The sequence below is a fragment of the uncultured Campylobacter sp. genome (genome assembly GCF_938030815.1).
Lineage (GTDB): Bacteria > Campylobacterota > Campylobacteria > Campylobacterales > Campylobacteraceae > Campylobacter_B.
In genome coordinates this window covers 1-16,470 of the sequence record NZ_CALHII010000144.1, presented here as the reverse complement: position 1 = coordinate 16,470, position 16,470 = coordinate 1, and the positions used below count along the sequence as shown (strand labels likewise).

17 protein-coding genes are annotated in these 16,470 nt (G+C 51.0%); 9 read left to right on the top strand and 8 right to left on the bottom strand.

What is annotated here, in order from left to right:
* From dxs to Q0277_RS05560, 7 genes are all read left to right on the top strand, one after another.
* The coding region (gene dxs / locus Q0277_RS05590; protein WP_297996339.1) for a 1-deoxy-D-xylulose-5-phosphate synthase at positions 1–1,811 on the top strand (1,811 nt) is incomplete at its 5' end.
* Between the two features lie 65 nt (positions 1,812–1,876).
* Positions 1,877–2,287, top strand: a complete 411-nt coding sequence (locus tag Q0277_RS05585) for a Fur family transcriptional regulator (RefSeq protein ID WP_297996337.1) — start codon at positions 1,877–1,879, stop codon at positions 2,285–2,287.
* 48 nt (positions 2,288–2,335) lie between these two features.
* Positions 2,336–3,754, top strand: coding sequence for a CHAD domain-containing protein (locus Q0277_RS05580; protein WP_297996335.1), 1,419 nt, complete (start codon positions 2,336–2,338; stop codon positions 3,752–3,754).
* Positions 3,755–3,763: 9 nt separating this feature from the next.
* Positions 3,764–4,492 carry a bifunctional demethylmenaquinone methyltransferase/2-methoxy-6-polyprenyl-1,4-benzoquinol methylase UbiE gene (gene ubiE, locus Q0277_RS05575; RefSeq protein WP_297996333.1) on the top strand — a complete coding sequence of 243 codons (729 nt, stop codon included), beginning with the start codon at positions 3,764–3,766 and terminating at the stop codon, positions 4,490–4,492.
* On the top strand, positions 4,485–5,651 hold the full coding sequence (xseA, locus tag Q0277_RS05570; RefSeq protein ID WP_297996331.1) for an exodeoxyribonuclease VII large subunit: 1,167 nt from the start codon (positions 4,485–4,487) through the stop codon (positions 5,649–5,651). The genes ubiE and xseA overlap by 8 nt, the downstream gene beginning before the upstream one ends.
* Before the next feature lie 10 nt (positions 5,652–5,661).
* Entirely contained in the window at positions 5,662–6,738 is a 1,077-nt protein-coding gene (gene serC, locus Q0277_RS05565; protein ID WP_297996329.1) for a 3-phosphoserine/phosphohydroxythreonine transaminase, read from the top strand.
* 414 nt (positions 6,739–7,152) lie between these two features.
* Positions 7,153–7,392: a DUF333 domain-containing protein gene (locus tag Q0277_RS05560; RefSeq protein WP_297996327.1), complete on the top strand. Its 240-nt coding sequence runs from the start codon at positions 7,153–7,155 to the stop codon at positions 7,390–7,392.
* A 162-nt stretch (positions 7,393–7,554) separates the two neighbouring features.
* On the opposite strand, the gene Q0277_RS05555 is transcribed toward Q0277_RS05560, so the two are convergent.
* The 8 genes from Q0277_RS05555 to Q0277_RS05520 form a co-directional block, all read right to left on the bottom strand.
* On the bottom strand, positions 7,555–7,815 hold the full coding sequence (locus Q0277_RS05555) for a hypothetical protein (RefSeq protein ID WP_297996325.1): 261 nt from the start codon (positions 7,813–7,815) through the stop codon (positions 7,555–7,557).
* Between the two features lie 22 nt (positions 7,816–7,837).
* Complete coding sequence (locus tag Q0277_RS05550) at positions 7,838–8,524, bottom strand: hypothetical protein (RefSeq protein ID WP_297996324.1); 687 nt, start codon at positions 8,522–8,524, stop codon at positions 7,838–7,840.
* A gap of 664 nt (positions 8,525–9,188) precedes the next feature.
* Positions 9,189–9,692 (bottom strand): flavodoxin family protein, encoded by a 504-nt coding sequence (locus tag Q0277_RS05545; RefSeq protein WP_297996322.1) that lies wholly within the window; start codon positions 9,690–9,692, stop codon positions 9,189–9,191.
* On the bottom strand, positions 9,689–10,903 hold the full coding sequence (locus tag Q0277_RS05540; RefSeq protein WP_297996320.1) for a radical SAM protein: 1,215 nt from the start codon (positions 10,901–10,903) through the stop codon (positions 9,689–9,691). The genes Q0277_RS05545 and Q0277_RS05540 overlap by 4 nt, the downstream gene beginning before the upstream one ends.
* Positions 10,904–11,686, bottom strand: coding sequence for a helical backbone metal receptor (locus Q0277_RS05535; RefSeq protein ID WP_297996319.1), 783 nt, complete (start codon positions 11,684–11,686; stop codon positions 10,904–10,906).
* The gene (locus tag Q0277_RS05530; RefSeq protein ID WP_297996317.1) at positions 11,683–12,456 is read right to left on the bottom strand and encodes an ABC transporter ATP-binding protein; all 774 of its coding nucleotides are present in this window, start codon (positions 12,454–12,456) and stop codon (positions 11,683–11,685) included. Before Q0277_RS05530 ends, Q0277_RS05535 begins: the two co-directional genes overlap by 4 nt.
* Positions 12,453–13,421: an iron ABC transporter permease gene (locus Q0277_RS05525; RefSeq protein WP_297996315.1), complete on the bottom strand. Its 969-nt coding sequence runs from the start codon at positions 13,419–13,421 to the stop codon at positions 12,453–12,455. The genes Q0277_RS05530 and Q0277_RS05525 overlap by 4 nt, the downstream gene beginning before the upstream one ends.
* Positions 13,418–13,606: a hypothetical protein gene (locus Q0277_RS05520; protein WP_297996313.1), complete on the bottom strand. Its 189-nt coding sequence runs from the start codon at positions 13,604–13,606 to the stop codon at positions 13,418–13,420. Before Q0277_RS05520 ends, Q0277_RS05525 begins: the two co-directional genes overlap by 4 nt.
* 374 nt (positions 13,607–13,980) lie before the next feature.
* On the opposite strand from Q0277_RS05520, the gene Q0277_RS05515 reads away from it, so the two are divergent.
* Both Q0277_RS05515 and Q0277_RS05510 read left to right on the top strand, forming a co-directional pair.
* A complete protein-coding gene (locus Q0277_RS05515; protein ID WP_297996311.1) occupies positions 13,981–16,062 on the top strand; it encodes a carbon starvation CstA family protein in 2,082 nt (693 codons plus the stop codon).
* Positions 16,049–16,264 carry a CstA-like transporter-associated (seleno)protein gene (locus Q0277_RS05510; RefSeq protein ID WP_297996309.1) on the top strand — a complete coding sequence of 72 codons (216 nt, stop codon included), beginning with the start codon at positions 16,049–16,051 and terminating at the stop codon, positions 16,262–16,264. The genes Q0277_RS05515 and Q0277_RS05510 overlap by 14 nt, the downstream gene beginning before the upstream one ends.
* Positions 16,265–16,470: the final 206 nt, after the last annotated feature.

Here is a 16,470-nt window from a genome sequence, read left to right as displayed (position 1 = left end):
TAGAGGAGCTACGGGAGCTTTGCACGCAGATCAGGGCGCGCATCATCGAAGTCGTGAGCAAAAACGGCGGCCATCTAAGCTCAAATATGGGCGCCGTCGAGCTCATCGTGGCGATGCACTACGTATTTGACGCCGCGAGCGATCCGTTTATCTTCGACGTAAGCCACCAAAGCTACGCGCACAAGCTCCTAACGGATCGCTGGGAGGAGTTCGGCTCGCTTAGGCAATTCGGCGGCATTAGCGGCTACACGAAACCTAGCGAAAGTAAATTTGACTACTTCGTGGCGGGGCACGCCTCGACGTCGATCTCTTTAGCCGTAGGTGCGGCAAAAGCGATAAGCCTAAAGCACGAAGATCGCGTGCCGGTGGTGCTCATCGGCGACGGCTCTATGAGCGGCGGCATGACTTATGAGGCGATGAACGAGCTCGGCGATCTGCGCCTGCCCTGCATCATCATTCTAAACGATAATAAAATGAGCATCAGCAAGCCGATCGGCGCCTTTAGCAAATACCTAAGCCAAGCGATGGCGGGCGAGACATATCAAAAATTTAAATCCCACGTAAGAGAGCTGCTCTCCCACGCTCCACAGAGCGCGACATATATGGCAAAGCGCTTTGAAAATTCCTTAAAGCTTATCATCCCGGGGATGTATTTTGAGGAGCTCGGGCTCGAATACATAGGCCCGGTCGACGGCCACAACCTAGCCGATCTCATATCGGCGCTAAAGACGGCAAAAAGCGCGCGCAAACCCGTCGTCGTGCACGCTCAAACGATCAAAGGCAAGGGCTATGACAAGGCCGAGGGATATTTGGAGAGCTGGCACGGCGTAGGGCCTTTCGACATTCAAAGCGGAGAATTTAAGAAAAAATCCGCCGCCAAAAGTGCCACGCAAATTTATGCCGAAGCGCTTTTAAATTTAGCCGCCAAGCATGAAAACGTCGTGGGCGTGACCGCTGCGATGCCAAGCGGCACGGGTATGGATAAGCTGATCGAGAAATTTCCGCACCGCTTCTGGGACGTAGCGATCGCGGAGCCTCACGCGCTAAGCTCGATGGCTGCGATGGCGCGCGAGGGTTTTAAGCCGTACGTTACGATATATTCGACCTTCATGCAGCGTGCGTTCGATCAGATCGTCCACGACGCGGCGATTATGAACTTAAGCTTAGTCCTTGCGATGGACCGCGCGGGCATCGTGGGCGAGGACGGCGAGACGCATGAGGGGGTCTTTGACGTGAGCTTCTTAAACGCGATCCCAAACGTCAGTATGTGCGCGCCGCGGGACGAGGCGAGCTTTAAACGGATCATCGAGTACTCCTACGCGCACGAGGGGGTTTTGGCGATACGCTATCCGCGCGGAAGCTTTATTTTGGATTGCGACGAGACCGGCGCGTCTGCGGTAGAGCTTGCAAAATCGGTGTTTTTAAAGCGCAGCGATAGCGCGCACGTAGCGCTCATCGGCTACGGAAACGGCGCTGGCAGAGCGTACAAAACGGCTGCGGCGCTGGAGGGGCAGATGGAGGCAGACGTCGTAGATCTAGTCTTTGCAAAGCCTTTAGACGGCGAGTTTTTGCAAAATTTAGCTCGCAAAGATAAAATTTGGTACGTCTTTAGCGACAACTCCAAAAAGGGCGGCGTAGGTGAAATTTTAAGCGCATTTTTGCAGGAAAATAAAATTTCGGACGTAAGGATCGTGAGCTTCGAGTTCGGCGATATGTTTTTGCCGCACGGAAAGACCACCGACGTAGAACGCAGCTTGGGCTTGGACGTGCAAACTCTAACCGAGCGAATATTAAGTGATAAAAAGTATTAGTTAATATCAACTTTGTTTAAAGTAAAATTTGATAATATCTTTTTAAAATTTTTTGAAGGATTAAAATGAATCATGTAGAACTACTCAAAACTTGCGGTTTGAAAGCAACTCCTCAAAGATTGTGCATCCTAAAGGTGCTCGATCGCCACGAACATCCAAGCATAGATGACCTATACGAGGGGATCAAAGAGGACTATCCATCCATTTCGCTAGCGACGGTTTATAAAAATTTAAACACCCTGCTCGACGAAGGGGTCGTAGTCGAGGTCAATGCGCCGAACAAAAAGAGCCGCTACGACATCTATCAGATGCCGCACATCCACGTCGTATGCGAAAAATGCGGCAATGTCACGGATCTTTTCATGGATGATGCCTTTAATAAGGACGTTTTGAAAAACATCGAGCGCAAAGCGGGCAATTTCATCCGCAAGCTAAATATCACGGCTACGGTCGAAGACTGCGAAAAGTGTAGATAGTTTAAAGAATTTTCTGCTATCATTACCCACTTTATTTTTGGAGCGGGTATGCAAACTAAGCGTAAATTTTTATTGAGCGACGATTCGATTCTGCGGACGCTAGAGCGTGCGGGGCTGAAATGTCGCAAGGTAAAGATCGCTTGGTTTTATACTTCGTTCTACCCCGAAATTTACTACATCCGCCAAAACGACGAATGCTCTTTGCACCATAAAAAAGAGGATCTCGACAGGCAAACTCTAAATTTTAAAATTTCAAAAGATGATTTCAAAGAGGCTTTAAAAAGCAGGATCGCCCGCGTCGTGCAAAAGAACCGCTACGGCTTTGCCAGCGACGAAGCGGAGTTTTGGCTAGAGCTTTACGGCGGCGAGCTAAGCACGCTCGTGATTTTACGAGCGAAATTTCAAAGCGAGGCGGCAAGCGCAAATTTTGATTTTGTAAAAACCTTCGGCAGCACCGATTTTTGCGAGATCACCGACGATTACCGCTACAAAAGCCGCTATCTGGCGCGCTACGGTATCCCGCCGCGTTCGCTTGATTTCGCGCATGCTCGCAACGTTTTTAAAAAATTTAGCCGAGTTAAATTTTTCGCTCCGCCCTATGCGGACAGCGTTAAGCTCGCGCGCTTGGCGCTTGAGCTGGCGTGGACGAGAGCGTGCGCCGCAAAAAGCGAGTATCAAAAAAACCTCTCCCCCGAAGCTCTTCACGAGCTGCGCGTGCAGATCCGCAAATTTAGAGCCGTTTTGAAGCTATCCGCGCCGCTTTTCGAAGCTGAAAAAAAGGATGAAATTTTAAAACTACTCGCAGAATTTATGAGCCGCAGCAATCAGCTGCGAGACCTTCACGTTTTTGCGGAGTTTTTAAAGGCTGACGACGCGCCTGCGAGCTTTTTGCAGCAGCTAAATTTTATCACAAAGCGCTCGGAGGATAAAATTTTAGAATTTCTTTCTAGCGCGGAATTTGCAGATTTAAGCGGCGCTATTAGCGGCTTTTTAAATGGTGCGGACGGCATCTATGCACGCAGCGAATATGAAAAAATTTCAAAAAAGTTCGCCTCTGCCCGCTTTTGCAAGCTAATCAAAAGCTTGCGCGCGGAGCTAAAAAATTTAAAGCAAGGCTCATCGCTGCAGGCATTTCACGACGCGCGTATAGGGCTAAAGAGGCTGCGATACGCGCTTGAAATTTTTGCAAGAAGCTTTAATGAAGGCTGCGTCAGAGATCTGTTTAAACGCACCAAGGCAGCCTGCGAGGATTTCGGCGCGCTGCAAGATATCAGCGTGTGGCGAAATTTCATCGCGATCTATCAAAAAGCAAGCGATAAAAGCGGCGTCGCGTTTGCGTATCTGCTGGCTCTGGACGCCCGCTTAAACGACCGCCGCGCCGAGCTGGAGGAAAAAATTTTAAATGAAAAAGAGCCTCTTTTACGCGCTCTGAAAAGATCGCTGCGTAAAATCAAAGCATACGAATAAGGAAAGTCCGTGCAAAAACAGGAAAAAATCATAAAGATGTTCGACGAGATCGCGCCTACCTACGATCTGGCAAACCGCGCCATCAGCTTCGGCGTGGACGTTTCGTGGCGCAAAAAAGCGGTCGAGCTGACGCTTGAAAAGCTTAAAGGAAAGCTCGTGAGTATCGCCGACGTCGCGTGCGGCACGGGCGATATGATAAGCTCGTGGCGCGACGGCGCGGCGCAGCACGGCGTGCAGATCGAGCGGATCGTGGGGATCGATCCTAGCGAAGGTATGCTCGAGGTGGCGAAGCAAAAATTCCCTAGCTGCGAGTTTATCAAATCGACCGCGGGCGCCACGACGCTGGATGACGCGAGCGTAGATATTTTAAGCATCAGCTACGGCATAAGAAACGTCGTGGAGCTGGACGCGGCGCTTGCGGAGTTTAATCGCGTCATCAAACCGAGCGGCTCGCTCGTAGTTTTGGAATTTACCAAAGCCGCAAGCGGCGGGCTCGCGTTTAAAATCAGAGATTTTTACGTGAGCAAAATTTTGCCCAAAATCGGCGCCTTTATCTCGAAAAATAAAGAAGCTTACGAGTATCTGCCAAGCTCCATCGGTAGCTTCCTAAACGCCGCGAGCTTTAGCGAAAAGCTCAAAAACGCAGGCTTTGAGCTGCGCGTGCAAAAGGGCTTCAGCTTCGACGTCAGCACGCTTTTCATAGCGGAGAAAATCGCGCGGAAGAGCGACGATGCTTAGCGTAAGCGAGCTAAACGCCCAAGCCAAGGTGCTTTTAGAGACAAGCTTTAGCTTCGTCGAGGTCGAGGGCGAAATATCTAAGTTTAGAATTCAAAGCACGAGCGGGCACTGGTATTTCACGATCAAAGACGCGAGCGCGGCGATCGATTGCGCGATGTTTAAATTTAACGCCGCGCGGATAAATTTTATCCCCGCCGTGGGCGATAAGCTCATCGTAAGCGGCAAAGTCTCGCTATACGCCCCCACGGGCGCGTATCAGATCCAGGTATCAAACATACGCAAAAGCGGCGAAGGCGAGCTAGAAGCGGCGTTTGCCGCGCTAAAAGATAAGCTTAGCAAAGAGGGGCTTTTTGATGCCGCACATAAAAAACAGCTTCCGAAATTTGCCCAAAGCATCGCGATCATCACGAGCGCGGGTTCCGCGGCGCAGGCGGATATGCTTCGCACGGCGCAGAACCGCTTCGCGCTTTGCAAGATCGATCTGTATAACGCACTAGTGCAAGGCGAGAGCGCGCCCGCTTCGATCATAAGCGCTCTGCACGCAGCCGATGAGAAGGGCTACGATGCGATCGTAATCGCTCGCGGCGGCGGCTCGCGCGAGGATCTGTGGTGCTTCAACGACGAGGCCTTAGCGCGCGCGATCTACGCAGCCAAAACGCCCGTCATCTCGGCGGTAGGGCACGAGATAGATTTTAGCATCAGCGATTTCGTAGCCGATCACCGAAGCCTCACGCCCACCGCCGCGATGATCGATCTGCTGCCCGATATTTGCGCGATCTTTCAGAGCCTAGACGGCATAAGCGACGCGTTTGATAGGCTGATAAAAGATAAAATTTCATCCGCACAAAACGTGCTGAGCCTCGCAGCTTTACAGCTTAAATCAAAATCGGTCGAGCCAAAAATTTCAGGCTCGCTCGCGGGGCTTTTAAATTTCGAGCTTAAATTTAAAAATTTCATCAGCTCCAAGCTAAGCGCCGCAGAGCATACGCTAAGCGCCAAAGACGATCTTTTGGCGCAAAAGGCGAAATTTTTTGAGATCACCAAAGACCTCGTTCAAATCCAAAAGGGCGGCAAAACGGTGAGCTTGGGCGAGCTTGCCGCGGGCGACGAGTTCATACTTTGCTCGCAGCAGCTCAGTAAAAATGCAAAAATTATCTAAAGGAGGCAAAATGGATAGAGTAATAAATTTTAGCGCAGGACCTAGCACCATCCCGCTGGGCGTGCTAAAGCAGGCGCAAGAGGAGCTGCTAAACTACGCGGGGCGCGGATTTTCGATAATGGAGATATCGCACCGCACTAAAATTTTCGAGGAAGTTTTGCATAGTGCGATGGATCGCGTGCGCGATCTCTACGGCTTTTCGGATGATTTTACGATTTTATTTTTGCAAGGCGGCGCGAGCCTGCAATTCGCGCAGGTGCCGATGAACCTATACGCGGGCGGCGTCGCAGAATACGCCAACACTGGCAATTGGACGAGTAAGGCGATCAAAGAAGCGGGCGTGCTCGGGATAAACTACCGCGTGGTCGCAAGCAGCGAGGAGAGCAAATTCGACCGCATTCCCGAGGTTAAATTTTCAGACGGCGCCGACTACGGCTACATCTGCTCAAACAACACTATCTACGGCACGCAATATCCGCAGCTACCGCAGTGCGCCTGCCCGCTCGTAGTCGATAGCTCGAGTGATCTGTTTTCGCGCCCCGTGGATCTTAGCAGCGTGGGGATGTTTTACGGCGGCATTCAGAAAAACGGCGGCCCCGCGGGCGTTACGATGGTTGCGATCCGCAAGGATCTGCTGGACCGCGCAAACCCCAAAACGCCGATGATCCTGCGCTACAAGACGCAGGCGGACGCGGACTCGATGAGCAACACCCCGAATACCTTCGGAATTTACATGCTAAATTTAATGCTCGGCTGGATCAAGGACGAGATCGGCGGGCTCGCGGCGATGCACGAGCGCAACAAGCGCAAAGCAGCGCTACTCTACGGCGCGATCGATGCTAGCGGCGGCTTCTACCGCGGCCACGCGCAAAAAACCAGCCGCAGCCTGATGAACGTGAGCTTTAATATCGCAGACGCCGCGCTTGAGTCCGTTTTCGTCGCGCAGGCAGAGGCAGAGGGGATGATCGGGCTTAAAGGGCACCGCGTTTTAGGCGGCATCCGCGCCTCGATCTACAACGCCATAAACTACGAAGACGTTGAAAAACTAGTCGCTTTTATGGGCGAGTTTGCGCGCAAAAACGGCTAGCGGCGCTTAATTTAGAGGGTTTGAGTGCAGCTCGCGCTTATAGACGAGATTGTTTAGGATCCGCGCTTGCCTTGTCGCTGAGCTGGTATTTGTGATAACTCTCGCTTTTATAGCCGGTATTTTACGGCAGAAATAGCTTTGATACGGCTTGGATTTCGCTGCTAGAATTTTATTGAAGGTAAAATTTTATGATGTTAAATTTTGCATTGGATGAAGTTCGATTGCTTTGATTTTTCAGCGGCGAGCAGACTTGGCGCTGCTGGGATTTATAGGTAGGATTTAACATTTAAAACGTTATTATCGGTGTTCAAGGAGGGTCGGCGGTTTATTTATTTAGGCGCAGGTTTAGCGTATCTAGCGCCTAAAATGTAAGCTTAACCTTGAAAATGGGTAAAATTAAACGAAAGGATTTAAATGAGTTTTAAGAGATTTTTTGCAGTGGCGCTTGTGGTGGGTACTTTCGCTTCGGTGAGCGCAGAGGCTAGCGCTGCTGGGGATTTTTGTATCAAAAATGGCGGCGAGCTGATCGTCCGCAAAGACGGCAATGGCGTGGATTACACCGTTTGTAAGCTGCCTGACGGCACTATGATCGACGCTGAAGAATTTTATAAAACAGGCGGTGATTTGAGTAAATTTAAGAGCGTAAATCGATAGAATTTTACCGCTTGCGAGATTTGCAGCAGCGAAATTCTATAAAATTCTGCGTCAAAATTCCTATTTAAAATTCAGATGAATTCTAACTAGCAAGCGTTAGTGCAAGTAAATTCTTGGGCGCCACAAACGAAGTGATGGAGCAGATTGATGGAAAAAATTTAATTATCCAAACATCAACGATGTGTGGAGATTTTGCTCTAGCAAGGTGCTGAAAGCGGCGGCTACGCAAGACAGAAACATTTTAAGTGATTTGACGCGACGCGCAGGAAACCTACTAGATTGCTTGATTAGGACGCAGGTTTTTTGGATATGCGATAAGCGTTTGTGCCCATACTTGCTGAACTTAAATTTTAGCCGTTCGTGGGCGTAGCTCACCTCCTTTTTTTTAAAAGGCTCAAATTTTAGCCGCTGGTGGGCGCTCATTCGCTTCCTTGCCTGCGTAAATTTAGTGCGCAAAAACCACGACCTCGCCGCGCTCAAACGCGACCTGTCGCTCCGCTAGATACAGCTCGAAGTAGGGCTTCAAAAAGTCCTCCTGCGGCCTTTGCGCGTAGTTTGGATACTGCAAGTACACAGGTAGCAGGTAGTCGCAGTCGATCGAATAATACGCCTCGCCGAGCACCCATAGCTTCGTATCGAGCTTAGGCGAATCTATCATCCACTCCGTGATCGCCTCATAGACGGCGCACGCAAGCCCATCTTTGTTATGCGCGAGATCAAAGCTCTCCTGCACGCGAGCGGATTTTATCTGCTCAAGCATCTTTAAAAGCTCGCTCTTGCCTAGAAATTCTGCGAAAATTTTTAAATTTCGAACGTACGCTAAAGCTAAACTCTTAAGCGCTTCGTCGTTAAATTTCGGATCCTGCGGCGGGCAAAAATACCCGGGCGCCACGCCTTGATCGAACGCCTCTCGCGTCTGTTGTGCCGTGACTGCGTAGATCGGCATTATGCGCGCTTGCAGCTCGGTGCCGTTTTGCAGCGGCGCAAACACCGCTCCCACGCCCGCACCCTCGGGCATAAAGCACTGAAAAAGCCCGTAAAACTTATCCCGTAGATCGATCTCTTCGCAATTTAAATCAAGATCTAGCCCCGCAGCCTCGTCAATGCGACTAGCGTATTCGAAATTCGTCATTTTCGCCCCTTTAGATTTTGACCGTCAAAGCGTTTGGGTGGAATTTACCTAAATTTTGCGCATTTTCCGAATTAAATTTACGCGCGATAAGACTTTTATGGAATTTAAAATTTAGCGGTTCGGTTTGGGCTTAACCCTGCGGCAAAGCGGCGGATAGATTGGCGGCGACAGGTTGTCGCGTGACGGGGTGATGAGCGGTGGAGATGGGTTATCGCGCGGCGGGAGAGCGGCGTCTGACGGCGAGACCTACGGCACGTGACGACAGGGGTAGCCGATGATCGCGCTCGCAGCGCTCGCAGGCCACTTGCTTGCAGAAACGGATTTTTAATGCTCAGGCCGTCGCAAAATGGCGGGCGGTGTATTGGATGACGGCCGCCACCGCAGTACTCGCAGGCAGCTCGCTAGCAAAAGCGGGCTTTTCGCGTTCAGAGCGCGCATTAGCGGCGCAAAGTCGGCGGCATTATTCGATCCGTTGCGCGCGAAATGAAATATCGTTTAAATTCTAGAGCAAGACCTGCGCCTGCGGCGGCAAATTTGCTTGTAGTAATGAAATTTATCGTCCAAATTTAGTAAAAGATAAAATTCCAAATCGCGCATTAAGTAGTGTGAAATTTTATTTGATTTTGCTTCGCCGCGCAGCTGTTTGCGCGGCTTGCTTTAAATTTTATTCTATCCCCGCAAATGCTGCTTTTGCGTCCGCCAGATCCTTCTCGTCGGGGTGTTTCGCAGCCTCCGCCCAGCGCGCAAGTCGCTCGGGGGTGATAGGGTGGGGCGAGTTGCCGCCGGCCGCCATTTTGCGCATCATTTCAAGTAGATTCGGATCGATCGCGCCCTGGCAGGCAAACTCCCTTATAATCTCGTTGCCGTTTGCTTTAAGCCCCTCTTCAAAGGCATCCAGGCACTTGCGCGAGTGCTCGCCGTCCGGCTCTGCGCCCAGAGTCATAAAAACGCCAAGATTCTTGCCGTGAATCTTGCGTAAAAAGCGCATAAATTTCGCCTCCGCTTCGCCCTTATCGACGTAAAAGCCCAAGGCTATGAAATCGTAGTCATCGACCTCACTCTCAAAGTCGCGGAAATTTAGACTCTCGCAGCCCAGTTGCTCGGCGATCGCGTCGCCCACCTTTTTCGTGTTGCCCGTTTGCGAGGTGTAAAGCACGATTTTTTTCATACAAAATCCTTTCTAATAATGTTTGCTATCTCTTCGTTGATGTTGTTGCCCCAAAAAATTCCATCCAAGCTCAAGATCGATCTTTGATCTTTTAGCTCCAAAAGCCCCCAGCTCTCAAATTCTTTGAGCTTTTGCACCGCTTCGTCGTAAATGCTCGCGCTCAGAGCCTCTTTTAGCTCGTTTAAGCTTACGATCGGGTATTGAAACAGGTTGTTTAGCACGCTATATTTTGCCTCGCGCTCATCGATTCGCGAGATCATCTTGTGTCCCGACACGCCGTAAATTCCGAAGCCCGCTACGTGTCCGCCCGCGCCGTTGCCGATAGGCAGGATATCCGTGCCCTTGTGGCTTAGCTTGATGTAGCCGTAGTTATCGCGACCTTTGCGAGCAAGTTTGGTAAGCTCCAAAACCTCGAAATTCCCGCTTTGCAGCAGCGCCTCCGCGAAAGCGTGGTGCAGCTTTTTATCGGTCGGCAGATCGTAGTAGGAGGTATCGATCTTTTTGGATAGCTCCGAGCCATCGAAAAACATCAACGAGTAAAAGCTGGCGCTATCTAGACCTAGCTCATCTACGTAGCGCGCATCCTCTAGCGCTTCCTCCACGCTTTCGTTCGGGAAGTTGTAGATGATGTCGCAGCAGAGCATGCCGTCAAATTTTTCTCTAAGATCCTTTAGTCGCTCGATTGCGCGAGCGGGCTTATGCACGCGGTTTAGAAGCGCGCGCCCCTGTCTGCTGAAGGTCTGCACGCCGATGCTAAAGCGGTTTACGCCGAAGCTTTGCAGAGCGAGTGCTTTTTGCGTATCTAGATTATGCAGAGTGGTTTCTATGCTGATCTCGCAGTCGTCCGCGATCTTGAAATTTTTATGCAGCGCGCCCAGAACCTTTTCGAAGTGCGTCTCGCTAAAGACGCTCGGCGTGCCGCCGCCGAAGTAGATGCTTTTGATCTTTTTGGTGTCGAAGTAGGGCATCTCGCCGTAGTCTTTGATCTGGCGGATTAAAAATTTAGCGTATTCGTCCAGCTCGTCGCCAAGCTTGGAGCGCATCATCGAACAAAACGAGCAGATGTTGTCGCAAAACGGCACGTGCAGATAGATCACGCAATCGCTGTCTTTCGCGGGCTGCTCTAGCGCATCGAACAGCTCGTTTTCGCTCGCGGAGACGCTCTCGAAAAGCTTGGAGCGATGGTGGGATTTAATGCGTTCTTTAAACATCTATTTCGTTGCCTCCGCGTAAATTTCATCCACCGTCTCGCCGATCTGCGGGCTGCCCCGCAAGATGAGCGTCGGGGCTTTTAAAATTTTGCCCGATTTTACCGCTTTGGTATTTCTAAGGATTGGATTTGCCTTTAAAAAATCCTCCGTCTCGCCGCCTACGATAACGATTATATCGGGGTTTTGCTCGAGGATGTATTCGGCAGATACCGAAGGCGCGCTGCCTTTTAGGCCGTCTGCGATATTTTTGGCGCCTAGGCGAGCGAAGATATCGCCTACTAGGGTTTTGTCGTTAAAGGCCATAGTGGCGTTTGAGCCGAAAAATAGCGCCACTTTTTTACCGCGAAGAGCGGGTTTGTCTGCAAAAATTCCATCCATCTGCGCGCAAATTTTATCCGCCTCGCCCTCCTTTTTTACGATCGCCGCGACCTTCTTTACGTTTTGGCAGATGTCTGCGGTAGAGTTTGCATCCATCGCAAGGCTCTTAAGTCTCAGCTTTTGTAGATTTTCGCTAACGCCCGCGGAGTGAAAGCTCGTGATAACCAGATCGGGCTTAAGCTCGACGATCTTTTCCATATTTGGCTTTACGTAGGTGCCTACGCTAGGCAGTTTCGCGGTTTCTGCCTCCGGGCGGATCTTGCTCATCGAGGTAGTTGAGATCGCAGCGATCTGATCCTGCGCCCCCAAAGCGTAGATGATCTCGACCGCAGCGGGATCAAGTACGACTAGACCTTTGGCGAATACAAAGCTCGCCGCAGTCAAAGCTATAAGAATTTTTTTCATAATTTCTCCTTTTTGGGTAGTATAAACTTTACCCCGTTTTCTTCTACTATTAAGGCTTCAAAGCCGTAAATTTCTTTTATGATCTGCGGCGTAAAAAGCTCGCTCGCGCTACCGCGATACCTTACTGTGCCGTCTTTTAGCATCAAAACTTCGTCGCAAAAAAGCGAGGCTAAATTTAGATCGTGCAGCACGATGACGCTCGTTAAATTTAAAGAGCGCGTCAGGTTTTCGCAGATCCTCATCGCCTCGATCGCGTAGTTCATATCAAGCGCGCCCGTGGGCTCATCGAGCAGTAAAATTTCAGGCTCGCTGACGAGCGCTCTGGCAAGCAGCACGCGCCCGAACTCCCCACCGCTTAGCTCAAATGCGCTACGCTTTAGGAATTTTTTCACGTCCAAAAGCTCTGCCATTTGCTCCACTTTAGCGTGATCGCTCGCATCGTAGCCGCTAAATGCGCTTTTTAGGCGGCAAAATCTGCCCGCAAGTAAAATTTCATTCACGTTTAGCGCGGCTGCGAGGGCTGTTTTTTGCGGCACGAAGCCGATAAGTGCGGCAAGCTCTTTGAGGCTATATTCGCTTGCTTTTTTGCCGTTTATTTCGATGATCCCGCTTGCGGGCTTTAAAATTTGCAATATGTTTTTTAGCAAGGTGCTTTTGCCACAGCCGTTAGGACCCAAAATCCCGTAAAATTTCCCCCGCTTTAAATTTAACTCTATGCCTCGCAGAATCGCCCGCTTGCCGTAGCTGAAGTTTAGCGCCGAAATTTTCATGCATGCTTCCTAAACGCGAGGTATAGAAAAAAGGGCGCGCCGAAAAAGGAGGTCACCACGCCGATCGGAATTTCTACCGGCGAGAGGGCGTTTTTAGCGATTACGTCGCAAAAAACCAAAAAAACTCCGCCGGTAAGCGCGCTAGCGGGGATCAGCACGGCGTTGCTCGCCGTATGAAGCGCCATGCGAAGCGTGTGCGGAATGATGAGCCCCACGAAGCCTATCATACCCGTAAACGCGACCGAAAAGCCGATGATGAGCGAGGAGACGATGAGTAGGCTCTTTTTGGACTTCTCGACGTTGAGCCCCAGCGACTTCGCCTCCTCGTCGCCGTTTAAGATGATATTTAGCTCGTGGCGCTTTGCGTAAAAATACGCCATGCAAAACAGCAGCGGCGGCAGCAAAAGCGCGATCTTTTGCCAGTTTGCGCCGCCTAGATAGCCCATCATCCACGCTGTAATCCTAAAACTATCCTCTCCGATTAGATAGACCGCGAAGGATGTAAATGCGCCCAAAAAGGACGATACGGCGATGCCTACGATCAGCAGAGTAGAGATCGAGCGGGTATGGGCTGCGAGCTTAAAGATTACGAGTGAAAGCCCGCTCGCGGACAAAAATGCGAAAATTCCGTAAAAAACGTCGCTAAGCCCCAGCAGATAGGCTATGACCGCGCCGAAGGTCGCTGCCGAGGCGATGCCGATGATGTAGGGATCCGCAAGCGGGTTTAAAAACACGCTTTGCACTACCACTCCCGAGGTTGCCAGTAGCGCGCCCACCAAGATGCCCATTACTAGGCGCGGCAGGCGCATTTGCAGTAAGATGAGCTCCTTGGTTTCGTCTATCTCGCCGAAGGTGAAAAATTTTACGATGTAGCCTAGCGAAATGCTCGCTCCGCCGCTACTTACGGCTACTAAAGCAAGCAATATGAAAGCTGCGATTAGAAAGAGATAAAATTTAAAGCTCATAGCCCACCAGGCGAACTATACGCGCAGATTTCGTCGCGACGGATATTTTTAAAATTTAAACGGCGCCAGGAATTTATGCGCGCGGAATTCATGAAATTTTCACGGCTCGCATCGTCGTCTTTACGGTTTGCAGAGCTTCTGATATGAGCGCGAAAAAGTACGTAGCCGCACACCTGATTCGGCATAAATTTCCTCCTAAAAGTATTCGCGATTTTTGTTAAGAAATTAAAATCGTTATCATGGGATTTTATCGCTTGATTTCTTAAACCGCGATAAATTCCGTAACGGCTAAGAGCTGCGGAGTTAAATTTAGGTCGATTAAATATTAAAATTTAGCGCGTCTCCAAGCCGCCTCTTTAAATTTGAAATTCAAAATTTAGGCGTTAAATTTAAACGCCGAAAGAGCTCTTTTTAATTTCGCGATTCAGCTTTAAATTATAAAAACGCCGATAAAATACGCACTAAATTTTATTTAACGAGTCCCGCTTTAAAAGCGCAAGCCGTTTTATTAAAACGACGAATTGCGCCAAAGCCGCTCGCTAAGCTTTAAGGAGTGAGCATGAAATTTTGGCAAAAGATCCTTTGGGCGGCGGTTGCCGTCATAGGGGCGTGGTGTTTCGGCGTACTTGCGCTAAATAAGGGCGAGAGCATCAGCGCCGTCTGGCTCGTAGTGGCCAGCGCGTGCATCTATCTGATCGGATACACCTTCTACGGGCGCTTTATCGCGTATCGCGTCTTTAAGCTGGACGATCGTCGCGCAACTCCTGCGGTGATCCGAAACGACGGACGCGATTACGTCCCTACGAACAAATACGTCCTTTTCGGGCACCATTTCGCCGCTATCGCTGGCGCAGGACCGCTCGTAGGTCCCGTAGTGGCCGCACAGATGGGCTATCTGCCCGGCACTATTTGGCTTTTGGTAGGCGTCGTGCTCGCAGGCGCGGTGCATGATTTTATCGTGCTCGTGCTCTCCACGCGCCGCGGCGGCAAGAGCCTCGGCGAGATGATAAAAGACGAGATGGGCAAGCTCACGGGCGGCATCGCGATGATCGGTATTTTTTTCATCATGCTGATCATCGTGGCGATCTTGGCGATGGTCGTCGTAAAGGCGCTCGCAAACTCGCCGTGGGGGCTTTTTACGATCGCGATGACGATACCGATCGCCGTATTTATGGGAATTTACATGAGGTTTTTGCGCCCGGGCAAGGTCAGCGAGGCATCGATCATCGGCTTTATTTTGCTGATGCTTTCGCTTTGGGGCGGGCATTACGTCTCGATCGATCCGTACTGGCACGACGTTTTTTCGCTAAAGGGCGAGACGCTCGCGCTTCTTACGATCGGCTACGGCTTTATCGCGGCGATTTTGCCAGTGTGGCTGCTGCTCGCGCCGCGCGATTATCTAAGCACCTTCCTTAAACTCGGCGTCATCATCGGTATGGCGGTCGCGATAATTTTCGTCGCACCCGAGCTTAAAATGCCCGCTACGACGAAATTTATCGACGGCACGGGTCCCGTTTTTGCAGGTCCGATATTTCCGTTTTTGTTTATCACGATCGCATGCGGCGCAATTTCGGGCTTTCATGCGTTGATCTCCAGCGGTACGACGCCGAAGATGGTGGAGCGCGAAACCCACACTCTTTTCATCGGCTACGGCTCGATGCTTATGGAGAGCCTCGTGGGCGTAATGGCGCTCGTAGCGGCGTGCATCCTAAGCCCGGGCGAATACTTCGCTATCAACTCGCCCGCTGCGGTACTGGGCAAAGACGCAGTAAGCGCCGCGGCGTATATAAGCTCTATCGGATTTAGCATTACGCCCGAGCAGATCGGCGCCTTGGCTTCAAACGTCGGCGAAACCACGATGATGAGCCGCACGGGCGGCGCTCCTACCTTTGCAATGGGGCTAACGATGCTTCTGCACCAGATCATCGGCGGCAAGGAGCTGATGGCGTTTTGGTACCATTTCGCGATTTTGTTTGAGGCGCTGTTTATTCTGACCGCGGTCGATGCAGGCACGCGCACCGGGCGCTTTATGGTGCAAGAAATTTTAGGCAACGTCTATAAGCCGTTTTCCGATACTAAAAATTTTCTCTACGGCATCATCGCGACGGTGATCTGCGTGGCGGGCTGGGGCTATCTGCTCTACAGCGGCGTTACCGATCCTATGGGCGGGATTTACACGCTGTGGCCGCTTTTCGGCGCGTCCAATCAGATGCTCGCGGGCATCGCGCTTCTGCTCGCTACGGTGGTGCTTTTTAAAATGGGCAAACAAAAATACGCTTTCGTTACGATCGCTCCTGCGATTTGGGTGCTTATAACCACGCTTTATGCGGCGATCTTAAAGCTGATGCCGGCTAACGGCGAGCGCGTGCACGACGCGGTAAGCCACGTGGCTATCGCGCAAAATACCGCCGCCAAGCTCGCTAGCCTGAGCGATCCTGCCGCGATCGAAAAGGCGCAGGCTATCATCAGAAATAACGTCATCGACGCCGTGCTATGTGCTCTTTTCGTCGTAGTCACGATCATAGTCATCGCCCAAACGATCCGAATGTGCCTTAAAATTTCAAAGGGCGGCGCAAGCGAGGGGTATTTTAAACTGGCAGAAAGCGAGTACGTAGATAAGGGCGTTTATGAAAAAGTTTAAATTTAATCCGCTTGCGGCCCCGAAGGCGGTGGCGAGGTTTTTGGCGCGCGCGGATGCCGCACTTGCGCCGCTCATCGGGCTCGGCGATTACGAGGGCTATCTGAGCCATTTCAGAAGCGCTCATCCGGACGAAATCCCGCTGAGCAGGGCGGAATTTTTCCGCGCGATGCAAGATAACAAAGCAAAAAACGTCAAGTGCTGATAGCGGCGAAAGGGCGCGGTCGCGCCGTACAAATCGCCGACCCGCGACGCTTTGCCGTCATATCACGGAATTTCGCCGCGGATTTGAAATTTTAAATTTAGACTAGGGCGCGGATAAAGTGTGCGAACGAGGTTAAATTTAGCACGCCCCGCAAACCGCCTCCGAGAAAATTTGACTAGCGGCATGTGAGATCGTGAAATTTAGCA